At 44.9% G+C, this 11979-nt stretch carries 9 protein-coding genes and 1 tRNA gene; 9 read left to right on the forward strand and 1 reads right to left on the reverse strand.

All coding sequences use genetic code 11. From position 1 onward, the window contains the following. Positions 1-29: 29 nt before the first annotated feature. Positions 30-104: transfer RNA gene (locus EIP89_RS02600), tRNA-Val, on the forward strand. A gap of 253 nt (positions 105-357) precedes the next feature. Here EIP89_RS02600 and EIP89_RS02605 read toward each other — a convergent pair. After that, positions 358-843 carry an ABC transporter ATPase gene (locus EIP89_RS02605; RefSeq protein ID WP_124397095.1) on the reverse strand — a complete coding sequence of 162 codons (486 nt, stop codon included), beginning with the start codon at positions 841-843 and terminating at the stop codon, positions 358-360. A gap of 250 nt (positions 844-1093) precedes the next feature. Between EIP89_RS02605 and EIP89_RS02610 the strand changes: the two genes are divergently transcribed. The 8 genes from EIP89_RS02610 (at position 1094) to tilS (ending at position 11966) form a co-directional block, all read left to right on the forward strand. After that, positions 1094-1585, forward strand: coding sequence for a YceI family protein (locus EIP89_RS02610; protein WP_124397096.1), 492 nt, complete (start codon positions 1094-1096; stop codon positions 1583-1585). A gap of 44 nt (positions 1586-1629) precedes the next feature. Beyond that, a complete protein-coding gene (locus EIP89_RS02615; RefSeq protein ID WP_124397097.1) occupies positions 1630-3816 on the forward strand; it encodes a S9 family peptidase in 2187 nt (728 codons plus the stop codon). 50 nt (positions 3817-3866) lie between these two features. Next, on the forward strand, positions 3867-5777 hold the full coding sequence (locus tag EIP89_RS02620; RefSeq protein ID WP_124397098.1) for a peptide MFS transporter: 1911 nt from the start codon (positions 3867-3869) through the stop codon (positions 5775-5777). Positions 5778-6219: 442 nt separating this feature from the next. Beyond that, entirely contained in the window at positions 6220-7572 is a 1353-nt protein-coding gene (purB, locus tag EIP89_RS02625; protein ID WP_124397099.1) for an adenylosuccinate lyase, read from the forward strand. After that, complete coding sequence (locus tag EIP89_RS02630; RefSeq protein ID WP_124397100.1) at positions 7557-8501, forward strand: succinylglutamate desuccinylase/aspartoacylase family protein; 945 nt, start codon at positions 7557-7559, stop codon at positions 8499-8501. Before purB ends, EIP89_RS02630 begins: the two co-directional genes overlap by 16 nt. Positions 8502-8531: 30 nt before the next feature. After that, the gene (locus EIP89_RS02635) at positions 8532-9326 is read left to right on the forward strand and encodes an alpha/beta fold hydrolase (protein ID WP_124397101.1); all 795 of its coding nucleotides are present in this window, start codon (positions 8532-8534) and stop codon (positions 9324-9326) included. Between the two features lie 18 nt (positions 9327-9344). Then, on the forward strand, positions 9345-10631 hold the full coding sequence (locus EIP89_RS02640) for a chorismate-binding protein (protein ID WP_124397102.1): 1287 nt from the start codon (positions 9345-9347) through the stop codon (positions 10629-10631). A gap of 3 nt (positions 10632-10634) precedes the next feature. Continuing rightward, a complete protein-coding gene (tilS, locus tag EIP89_RS02645) occupies positions 10635-11966 on the forward strand; it encodes a tRNA lysidine(34) synthetase TilS (protein WP_148086782.1) in 1332 nt (443 codons plus the stop codon). Positions 11967-11979: the final 13 nt, after the last annotated feature.

Consider the following 11979-nt stretch of genomic DNA (forward strand, 5'->3'; position numbering starts at 1 on the left):
TATCTTTGCAGCCGTTCTTTACACAATACGGGTTCATAGCTCAGCTGGTTCAGAGCACCTGCCTTACAAGCAGGGGGTCACAGGTTCGAATCCTGTTGAACCCACTAATCACTAGGTAGTTAAGGGTAACAAAAAGTAACTCTCTGCCGAATACAGAAAAATACAAAAAAATTTTAGGGGTTATCACTTAAATAGTGTAACCCCTTTTTGTTTTATCTCTTAAAAGTCCTTCAAATTTTTAACCTGAAAAGCCTAGTAATGCATGAGAAGTGGATTTTTCTATCCATCTGCCAATAAAATTTAAAAGGGAGCAACGCCTTATGCGATGCTCCCTTTTAATTAGATTGTAATATCTGCTTATTTTACGTATTGAAAATGCCAGCTCTGTTTTACAGGCACTATCCAATTGTTTTCCAAATCCTTTTTGGTATTTACCACATTGTTGAATACCAGCGTTTCGAGGCCTATTTCGCCATCTTTTACTAATCTCTTGAATGTTTGCAAGTTACAGCCTACAATTGCGTTGCCATCGCGGTAGGCTACTTGGAAGCGGTCAAAGAGTGTGATGCCGCACTCCTTTTCGATTTCGCTCAGTACGCGAACTGAAGCATCGATGGCACAGCCACTCACTTGATTAAAACTTTCGTCAACTGCCAGTACCACAAATCTGTCAAAAAAGATGGCAAACGACGCCAACAACGGCTTGTTGTGTGCCTTCCAATCCTGACAGAAGTTGTAGAGTTTTTCAGAGATTTTGTCGAGATTCGACTCTGTGAAGGTCTTATCGCTTTGAAAAATCCATATACGCGATGAATCCTTCATTTCGTTAAAAGGTACGTACATAACGAAAAGTTTTTAGATTTGTTAGACGAAAGTAGGGGATTTCACTAAATTTTTTCTAAGATTAATAAAAAAAACTAACTATTTCAAAAATCAGTAAATCAATCATTTACATGATTTTAACAAGCCAATATTATGCAAGCAGAATAAATTTTAACACTAAAAAAGAAAAAATATCCCGTTTGTTTAACTTTTTGATGGATTCGTAAAACAAACTTCGGTTTTCACAGTTTTTTCCTTCAAAAAAGTGCTCATGAAATTTTGGTTTTCTCTTTGGATATGGATTACAGTTGCAGTTGCCTTGGGGCAAAATTCGGTTAAGTTCCAGATTCGCAATATGGGTTCGATTGTAGAGGGCTCCTTTGAGCGTTTCTCCCTCGACATCCGTTGGAATGCGACAAATCCATCAGCCTCAATGGTTTCAGGTAAAGTTCAGGTCGAAAGCATCAATACGGGTATCTCTCTTCGCGATAATCACCTTAGATCTTCATCGTATTTTCATGTTTCACAATATCCGGAGATTTCTTTTACATCAACCAAAATCGAAAAATCATCTTCCGATGGTTCTTACATTATTATGGGTCAATTAAGCATTAAAGGTGTAACTAAAGATCACACTTTTACAATGCGCATGCGCCCCGACGGCCGAAAAGAATTCACTACTTCCCTAAATCGACGCGACTTCGGAGTAGGTGGCTGGAGCCTGACTATGGGCGACGAAGTGCAAGTGACGGTGACGGAATAAGCGGGTATTTGCCTTAGCTTAGGCGGCAAAAACAACATTACACTATGAGGTTTTACAAAATTGGGACAACGCTCCTGTTTTCATTTGTTATTTCGTCATTCATATCAGCTCAAAAAAAGGACATTACCCTCGAAGACATCTGGCTGCGCGGGGCCTTTCGTTCTGCTGGCTACAGGGCGGGAGAGAGCATGAACGATGGACTGCACTACAGCTTAATGGTGCAGACTCCGGCTGGCTTTTCGGTAGTAAAAAACAGATATTCTGACGGTAAGACAATCGATACACTCATAAGTGCAGCAGCTCTAACCAAAGCGTTTGGAAATCCTTTCACCTTCAGTGGATATGAGTTTTCGGCTGATGAGAAGTTGGTGCTCTTGACCACTGATGTAGAGCCTATTTACCGCCATTCTTCACAGGCAGTGTATTACATCTACAATCCCGCTACCAACGAATTGCAAAAGCTTTCAAAAACGCCCTCGCAGCGCTTGGCCTTTTTTAATCCGGAGAAAAACATCATCGCCTTTGTAAACGACAACAATCTCTACATTAAAAACTTTCAAACCGGCGAAGAAACTCAAATCACCACCGACGGTAAGAAAAATGAGATCATCAACGGAGCTACCGATTGGGTGTATGAAGAAGAATTTGGCTTCGATCGCGGCCATTACTGGTCAGCTAAAGGCAACTTTTTAGCTTTCTACCGCTTTGATGAGAGGGAAGTTCCCATCTTTAGCATGGACATCTTTGGCAGCGACTTGTATCCGCGTCAGGAACAATTTAAATATCCGAAGGCGGGGGAAAAAAATGCCGTAGTTACTATTAAAATCTACCAACTCGCTACCAAAAAGACTATCGTGGTACAGTTGCCCGAAGACTATGAATACATACCTCGCATCAAATGGACTCCCGATGATGCTACACTCATGGTATATGCCATGAACCGCCATCAAAACACACTTGATCTCTACCTTGTGGACGCAATTATTGGCAAAGCAGAAAAAATATTCACCGAAACCGACCGTGCGTATGTAGATGTAAACGACAATATTCAATTCCTTTCAGCCAATTCCTTCATTTGGACCAGTGAGCGCAATGGATATAATCATTTGTATTTAGTTGAAAATCGCGGCAAAAAGATCACTCGCATTACCAAAGGCAAGTGGGATGTTACGGAATTCTATGGCTATGATCCATCTACGCGCACATTATTTTTTCAAGCATCAGCTCTTCATCCGGGTCGTACGGAAGTCTACAGCATCGGCCTAAATGGACGCAACCTGCGTCGGTTAACCCCTGACGATGGCACAAATACGGCTTCCTTTAGCAAGACATTTAGATACTTCATCCACACACACTCCAGGGCCGGAAAACCACCAGTAATCGCCATGCGCGACAATACCGGTAAACTCGTGAGAACACTTGAAACCAATGAATCTGCCCAAAACCGCTTAGAAGCCTACAACCTCTCGACAACCGAATTTTTCACATTTAAAACCTCTGAAGGCGTCGAACTCCACGGCTGGATGATTAAGCCTGTCGATTTTGATCCAAACAAAAAATATCCCGTACTGATGCACGTGTATGGCGGGCCCGGAGCTCAAACAGTGGTCGATCGCTACGATCCGGCCAATCACTTCTGGCATCAGATGCTGGCACAAAAAGGTTTTATCGTCGTATCGGTTGATAATCGTGGCACTGGCCATCGCGGGGCTGCTTTTAAGAAGGCAACCTATCTTCAGCTTGGCAAGCTCGAGCTCATTGATCAAATCGAAACAGCTAAATACCTTGGTGATCTTCCCTATGTTGACAAAGAGCGCATCGGCATCTGGGGTTGGAGCTTTGGCGGCTATTTGTCTTCTTTAGCCATCACTAAGGGAGCTGATTATTTTAAATTGGCAATTGCTGTGGCTCCGGTTACTCACTGGAAGTTTTACGACACCATTTACACCGAGCGGTACTTACGTACCCCCCAGGAAAATCCATCAGGCTACGACGACAATTCACCCGCTCAATTTGCCGGCCGCCTTAGAGGCAAGTATCTGCTCATACACGGTACAGCCGACGACAACGTGCATTACCAAAACGCCATGTATATGACCGAGCGCCTCGTACAAGCCAATAAAGACTTCGACATGATGATGTACCCCGATAAAAATCACGGCATTTACGGTGGCTATACACGATTACACCTCTATCGGAAAATGACCGATTTTATTCTTAACCATTTGTGAAAGCTGTTTAGATTTGCCGCCTGTCAAAAAAAACGTAATACTCACATAACATGCATCCAGCCTACAAACTCATGTTGATTGCCTGGGCCGCCGTGGCCGCCTGGGTCGCCTTCGTAATTCTGCTCAACCGAAAAGTTCACCCCAAAGCTCTCTTCGCTCTCTTTATGGTAGAGTTGTGGGAGCGCTTTAGCTACTACGGCATGCGCGCCATTCTGGTTTTATACATGACTAGTGAATTGGCTAAGGGCGGATTTGCCTTCGACGACGCTAAGGCATACGGTATATACGGAGCTTATGGGGCTTTGGTGTACCTAACTCCCATTTTGGGCGGATTTTTCGCCGATAAGATTATGGGTTTCCGCAAGGCCATTATTTGGGGTGCCCTCCTTATGGCTGCAGGCCAGTTTACACTGTTTCTCAACAATCAAACAACCTTTTACATAGGCCTGGCCTTGCTGGTGATTGGTAACGGATTTTTCAAGCCCAACATCTCCAGTATGATTGGTCGCTTCTATCCTGAGGGTGACCCACGTCGCGACGGAGCTTTTACCATTTTTTACATGGGTATCAATATCGGAGCCTTCCTCACCCCTCTGACCTGTGGTGCCATTGGCGAGATTGAAGGCTGGCAATACGGCTTCCTAACCGCTGGTATTGGTATGGTGCTCGGATTTCTCATCTTCATGTGGGCGCAGAGTGCCGGCTGGTACGAAACACATGGCCTAAAGCCTGAAGAAGAGGCCAAACCCATCATCAAAGGAATAAGCAACCAACTCATTCCCTACATTACTACCCTTATTCTCATACCCATTGCCTGGCTTCTCATTCTTAAGAACGACGTGGTAGATGTAATGCTTGGCATTTTAGCAGTGGGCATTCTCGGCTATTTGCTCTTTTTAGCCGGCAAGTACGACACCGTGCAGAAGCAGCGCATTTGGGTCATCGTGCTCCTGTTGCTTTTCACTACCGTGTTCTGGACCTTCTTCGAGCTGGCAGGCAGCGCCATGAACCTCTTTACCGAACGCAATGTAAACAAGACTTTCCTCGGAATGACCTTCACCACTACCTTCTTTCAGAGTATCAATCCGCTCTTCATCATGCTCTTTGCCCCGGTATTTTCATGGCTGTGGATTACGCTGAGCAAGGCTGGTAAAGAGCCTGCCGCACCCTACAAGTTTGCAGTAGGTCTATCGCTGCTAGGCCTCGGATTTCTGGTGCTCACCCTTGGAAAGGCAGCTGCAGTTGCCGGGCTTGTGCCTGCTTTTTTCCTCATTATGCTTTACTTGCTCCACACACTAGGCGAGCTCACCCTTTCGCCTGTAGGTCTCAGCTTGGTGACTAAGCTTTCGCCAGCTAAAATCGTCGGTATGCTCATGGGCATTTGGTTTCTGAGTTCATCCATTGCACATCAGGCCGGTAAGCACATAGCCCGCTTTACTACCGTGAGCGAATCCAAAATCATCCAAAATCCGGAATTCAAAAAGTACATTGAAGACCAACGACTCTTCGAGGTGCTCTCTGGCGAGGAATTCGGCCAGCTGATGAAAGAAATGTCGGTCGAAAAAGCCCTTATAAACGAAAAGACCCTTCAGCTGCTCAATCAAGGCCTCGAATCGCCCAAATACGCTGTGGCCACCCTTCAGATACAGGAAGCCATCGACCGCGCTAATAACCTCAGCAACGGAACACAGCGCCAAAAGGCACTGGCCGAAAGCCAAAAAACCTTCCTCGTATATTCCGACAATGGAGCTACCAAAGACTACGGCATCGTACCACAAAGCAAGGCCTCTGAACTACTCGATGGCAGCATCAGCGGTACAGTGATTTCTTCCTTGCGCAACGACTCACTCGACCTCGGCCTCGGCGTATTCCGCAAGCTCGGCCTCTTTGCCATCGGTTGTGGCGTGCTGCTCTTCATCCTCGGCCCAATGGTCAGCCGCTGGATGCACGGCATTAAATAGCTACTATTTCAATGCACAACTCTTAAGGCCTCTTCTGAGGCCTTTTTTGTTTCGTTGTTTTTTAAGAGTTTTTTCTGTTTTTTTTTGGGGCGTGCCCCAGGCCGAGGCGTAAAAAGGCGCCTTGGCCTGGGTCGGGCTAGAGGCTCATATTCCCCTTGCAGGTGGGCACGGTACATCGGGCTGCGTTGTCTGCCCTTGCGGGCCAGCCAGCCTCGCCCTGTGTACCGTATGCCCACCTGCTTCGGCTCATATCCGCCACTATCCCTCACGCGTTCAAGGCTTTCAGCCTTGTTTGTTTTTAAAAACACAATTACTAGAATACTCTTTTTATTAACAGCATTTATCTTTATTAAACAACTGATTTAGTGCTTTCTTTTCCCCAATATTGCTGATTCCCATTTTGTAAGTATCAATACTACCTTTGCCCTTTAACGAATACATTATGTCACATCCGCTTTTGGCTATTTCACCTATCGATGGTCGCTATGCCGAGCTCACGCGCGAATTGTCAGAATATTTTTCAGAATACGCTTTTTTCAAATACAGATTTTTAGTTGAAATTGAATATTTCATCGCTTTATCACAAGTCCAAATCATCAAAGATCTACACATAGATGCTGAGAAAAGCGAAATCCTGCGTGGCTGGATTAAAGAATTCTCCCTACAGGAAGCGCTGAACATCAAAGAAATTGAAAACACCACCCGCCATGATGTAAAAGCACTCGAATATTTCATCAAACAAAAATTTGAACAAGTAGGGTGGGGGAGTCTGAAAGAGTGGATTCACTTCGGGCTTACTTCACAAGACGTAAACAACACAGCTATTCCCCTGATGCTCAAGGAATTTACTAACAAAATCTACCTACCCCTTTTGCATCAGCTGCTCGATCGATTGAAAAACTTAGTTTCGGAATGGAAAGACATTCCCATGCTCGCCCATACCCACGGACAGCCAGCCTCACCCACTGTGCTGGGCAAAGAAATTCAAGTCTTTGTCGTACGTCTTGAAAATCAATTATCACTGCTTCAGCAGATTCCTTTTTCTGCCAAATTCGGCGGTGCCACCGGCAATATGAATGCCCACTATGCAGCCTTTCCCCAGGTCGATTGGCACGCCTTTGCCGATCGGTTTGTGAATCAGCAACTCGGACTTAAGCGATCCTACCCAACTACCCAGATTGATCATTACGACCACCTTGCGGCCTATTTCGACGCGTTAAAGCGCATCAATACCATACTCGTTGACCTGAGTCGTGACATGTGGCAGTACATCAGCATGGAATATTTCCTCCAGAAAGTAGTGGCTGGCGAAGTCGGCTCATCAGCTATGCCTCATAAAGTAAACCCCATCGACTTCGAAAATGCAGAAGGCAACCTTATGTACGCCAATGCACTTTTTGAATTTTTAAGTCAGAAACTCCCAATTTCAAGGCTTCAGCGCGACCTTACCGATAGCACCGTATTGCGAAACATAGGGGTACCTCTTTCGCATACCATCATTGCTTTTAAATCCCTTTTAAAAGGCCTTTCAAAAATTAAGGTCAATCACTCAGCCATTCAGCGCGATTTAGAGAATAACTGGGCAGTAGTAGCCGAAGCCATTCAAACCATCCTTCGTCGCGAAAATTACCCCAATCCCTATGAAGCTCTAAAAGCTCTTAGCCGTCGAGAGACTCCTCCGGGTAAGCATGATTTCATTGATTTTATCAATAATCTTCAAGTTCCACAAGCAGTAAAAGAAGAGTTATTCGCCATCAGTCCGTTCAACTACATCGGAAAATGGAAGACCTCTTAATCGATACCCAACCTGTCAGTCCGGGTACGCACAAGCGCATCGATATCGAAGTAGCTCGTCTGCCGTCAGGTACGGTGATTCACATGCCCGTCTTTGTGTACCGCAGCAGAAATCCAGGTCCTGTTGTGATGCTATCTGGTGGCTTGCATGGCGATGAAATCAACGGCGTAGAAATCATCCGTCGTGTAGTGGCCGGCAAATGGATTCATCAATTGCTGGCCGGTACTGTGATAGCGCTACCAATAATCAACGTGTACGGATTTATCCACTTCTCGCGCGATGTGCCCGATGGCAAGGATGTAAATCGATCCTTTCCGGGTAATCCTGATGGTTCGCTTGCCTCTATTGTAGCCTCTATCATCAGCCGCAAAATTTTACCCATCATCGACTTTGGCATTGATTTTCACACAGGTGGAGCCAGCCGCACCAATTATCCGCAAATTCGATATGACAAGCGCGATCTAAAAGGCGCTGAGCTTGCTAAGGCATTCAACGCACCCTTCACCCTTTACTCGTCGGTAATCGATGGTTCACTTCGTGCCACAGCTGCACAAATGGATAAAACCATCGTGGTGTACGAAGGCGGAGAGTCTATGCGCTTTGATATGCTTGCCATCGAAGAGGGCCTTAAAGGCATTAGGCGAGTGCTCAAGCACTTCGGCATGATAAAGGTCGGAGCCTCCTCTACCCAAAAGTCAATCATTTGTGCAAACTCCACTTGGGTGCGCGCTGAGGCTTCAGGGCTTTTTACTTTCCTCAAACAATCAGGCCAGGAAGTAGCCGAAGGCGAGATCATTGGGTACATTCACAATCCATATAATCTATATAACATTCCTGTACTTTCGACTGTATCAGGTTACATCATTGGTCACAACAACATACCTTTAGTTCATAAAGGAGATGCCCTTTTTCACATCGGATATTCATAACCTGTAATTTAGCAAAAATTGCAACTGAAAATGAATCAGTTTTACACCTACTATAAAGACATAAAAATAGCCTACTACACGTTCGGCAATCCGAAGGGAAAAGCAGTCGTTTGGCTTCACGGCTTTTTGGAAGACAGCCGAATGTGGACGTATTTGCTCGATCAGTTACCACAGTCGTTTCGCCACATTTTCATTGACCTACCCGGCTTCGGTAGGAGTCAATGCATCGCTTACGTTCATACAATGGACGAAATGGCCGATGTAGTAATGGCTGTGCTTCGCGAATTAAAGGTGCGCAAGGCAGCTTTTATCGGCCACTCCATGGGAGGATATGTGTCTCTAGCCTTTGGCGAAAAATATTCAGAGTCGGTAAGAGCGCTTTGTCTGTTTCACTCTACTGCTGCAGCCGATAGTCCTGAAAAAATTGAGAACCGAAACCGCGGAATTGAGCTGGCTAAAAAAAATCCGCAGCTTTTTGCGCGTACTACTTTTCAAGGTCTTTTCGCCGATTGGGCGCACGACCTCTACAAAAACGAGATCGAAGAGCAGACACAAATAGCTGTTTCTACGCCCTTACAAGGCATAGTGGCTGCTCTTGAAGGGATGAAAATTAGACCTGACCGCACAGTTCTTCTGCACTTTGCACCGTACCAAATTTTTCACATCGTGGGCAGCGAAGATCCCGTATTCAAAGGCCATTCGCTCGACGATCAGCTCACTGCCCCAAAGGTTAAAGCCTTTGTGCTTAAAGCCGGACACATGAGCCATATCGAAAATCGAAAGGACCTACTGCCGGTGCTTCGCGAATATTTTAAATCTTTGTAATACAACTAATTGAAAAGAATGCTCAACGTCGAGACTCTACGTCGTATCACACTGCCGATCGCGCATGTCTCGGCTCGAGATTTTTATACAAAACTCGTTCGTTGGGGCTTTGAATATCCCGAGTGCTTTGTTTTTGACTCGGGTGGATATACATCTGACCGCTTTTATCGATATGATTGGCTGATAATGGTCGATGCAGTGCATCGGCTTTCTTGGAGTGAAGTGGCACACATTCAGCCGAGCCAAGTCGCTGATTGGATGGGATTTCTCTTACCTTACGATTTTAAACAAACCCTTTTAGGCCATTTAAACTCTGGCAAAGTCTTTTTTGAAATTTCAGATGGGATCTTTTTTATTCCTCGGTGGGTGTTTTACTCGAAAAACGGGAAGGTGTTTGCTGAGCTTCGGGAACCCGATGTTCACAAATTGCCGCAGATTCTCGCTTTCATTGACAATCAACCAGATCATGTACCCGAACAGGCGAATTTACCCGCCTACAGAGCCCATACCGGTAAAGAGGAGTATCTCGCAGCATTTGAAAAAGTGGTAAATCACCTATTGAGGGGCGATATCTACGAAATGAATTACTGCGTCTATTACAGTAGCAGAAAGCCCATCGACGACATTCCGGGTGTTTGGCTCAAAATCTCTTCTCAGAAAGGCGCACCTATGAGTGGACTCTTTAAGTTTGGCAGTACCTGCGTGTTGAGTCAATCTCCTGAGCGCTTCTTCACCCTTCGGTCTAGCACCATTTATTCACAGCCCATTAAAGGCACAATCAGAAGAGGGTTGGATACGGCATCAGACGATTCTTTGAAAAAAAAGCTCTTTGAGAGTACCAAAGAGCGCGCTGAAAATGTAATGATCGTTGACTTGGTGCGCAACGACATATCGCGCATTAGCGAGCCTGGATCTATTTGTGTAGAGGAGTTATTTGGCATACACACCTTTGCTAAAGTACATCAGATGATCAGCACCATAAGCGGCAAGCTTTCTGAGAATGTTACTTTAGAACAGATTTTCAAAGCCCTCTTTCCAATGGGAAGCATGACGGGTGCTCCGAAGCTCAGTGCCATGAACATCATCAGGCAGGTTGAGTCGCATGACAGAGGTATTTATTCGGGTACAGCTGGTTATATCGATCCTAAAGGCGATATGGACTGCAATGTGATCATTCGCTCGATTGTGACTGATTTAGCCACGGGCATTTCTTACATTGGTGTAGGCTCTGCGGTAACAGTGTATGCCAACGCTGAAGATGAATACCAAGAATGTTTGCTTAAGCTCACTTCCGTAACTTGCTGAAAATTGACACATTACAGCAATAAATTTTTTCCATTAGTAAATGCTTTTTTAAGCGAAGTCAAACGTCTTGGCCTCGAGAATAAAGTTTGCGTTTTGGGAGTAAGCGGTGGGGTCGATTCCATGAGCCTTTTGACCTTATTTCATTTACATCAGTTTAAGGCCATAGCTGTCCACGTGAATTATCACCTGCGCGGTGAAGAGTCGGATGCCGATGAAGAGTTAGTAAAATCGTATTGCAAAAGGCTCGGAATACCTCTGCACATCATTCATTTTCAAAAAGAAAGGGAGATACTGAAAAGCGAGAGCCTTCAGATGGCCGCTCGCAGGTTCAGATACGAGAAGTTTGAATGGGTCAGAATTCAGGAAAAGGCCGATTTCATCGCTTTAGCTCATCACTTCGACGATTGGGTAGAAACATTCTTCCTTCACCTGTCTCGCGGCTCAGGGTTAAGAGGCTTAGTACAACCTCCCGATGACTCTTTGATTATTAGACCACTTCGATTAGCAAGCAAAGGCGATATTTTGCAATTTGCCCAAGCATATGCAGTGCCTTGGCGCGAAGATGCTTCTAATTCAACTTCTAAATACGAGCGAAATCGCATCCGAAATGAAGTTCTGCCTCTTCTACAGTCCATACATCCCAGAGTCGCAACTGGGTTGAGGCATACTTTTGAAAATCTTGAAGTTACCTTTAAATATCTTCATCTACAAGCTCAAGAATATTTGAGACTGTATAAATTTCTTATTTTTCAAGGATACAAAATTTCGCTCAAGCCCCTATTGCCTTGGAGGGAGGAATATGGGGCCCTACTTCAGGAAATACTTTTTCTAGAAGAGCTTCCCATTTCTGATCTAAACAGTCTTTCCAAAGCTTTAACTACGACTGAATCAAAAATTTGGCATATTGGATTTCCACTGATTTTTTCCCGCAACGCTGAACTTTACATTTATCCGAACGAACATCGGTTCAATAAAATTTCCGTTGAGAAGGTATGGACAGATCTTCAGAAGCCCTGTGACCTGTCAGGATGGGGGAGAGTATATGTGACTGATCAAGATGCCGATGCCTGGATGAGTTTAGACCCTCAAAACACTAAAATTCTCTTTCGTCCGTGGCATTCAGAAGATTTTATTTTGATTCCCAACTCAGGTCGCAAAAAGGTAAGTGCTTTGTTAAAAGATAAAAAATTGACTCTCGTTCAGCGTAACAAAACCCTTGTAATGACCGTAAATGGTGAGGTGGCTTGGGTAGTAGGGTTGCAGGTAGATGGCCGTTTTAAAGCTAAACCGGGGCAAGGTATTGGTTTAAAGGCCGTTAGTGGATGGCTTGAATAAAAAACCCGGCCAG

It is taken from the genome of Thermaurantimonas aggregans, from assembly GCF_003851885.1.
Lineage (GTDB): Bacteria > Bacteroidota > Bacteroidia > Flavobacteriales > Schleiferiaceae > Thermaurantimonas > Thermaurantimonas aggregans.

Bases quoted from the DNA above. Each gene is read 5' to 3' on its own strand.
- EIP89_RS02605 (WP_124397095.1), bottom strand. From the start codon at position 843: ATGTACGTACCTTTTAACGAAATGAAGGATTCATCGCGTATATGGATT.
- EIP89_RS02615 (WP_124397097.1), top strand. From the start codon at position 1,630: ATGAGGTTTTACAAAATTGGGACAACGCTCCTGTTTTCATTTGTTATT.
- purB (WP_124397099.1), top strand. From the start codon at position 6,220: ATGTCACATCCGCTTTTGGCTATTTCACCTATCGATGGTCGCTATGCC.
- EIP89_RS02610 (WP_124397096.1), top strand. From the start codon at position 1,094: ATGAAATTTTGGTTTTCTCTTTGGATATGGATTACAGTTGCAGTTGCC.
- EIP89_RS02620 (WP_124397098.1), top strand. From the start codon at position 3,867: ATGCATCCAGCCTACAAACTCATGTTGATTGCCTGGGCCGCCGTGGCC.
- EIP89_RS02635 (WP_124397101.1), top strand. From the start codon at position 8,532: ATGAATCAGTTTTACACCTACTATAAAGACATAAAAATAGCCTACTAC.
- EIP89_RS02630 (WP_124397100.1), top strand. From the start codon at position 7,557: ATGGAAGACCTCTTAATCGATACCCAACCTGTCAGTCCGGGTACGCAC.
- EIP89_RS02640 (WP_124397102.1), top strand. From the start codon at position 9,345: ATGCTCAACGTCGAGACTCTACGTCGTATCACACTGCCGATCGCGCAT.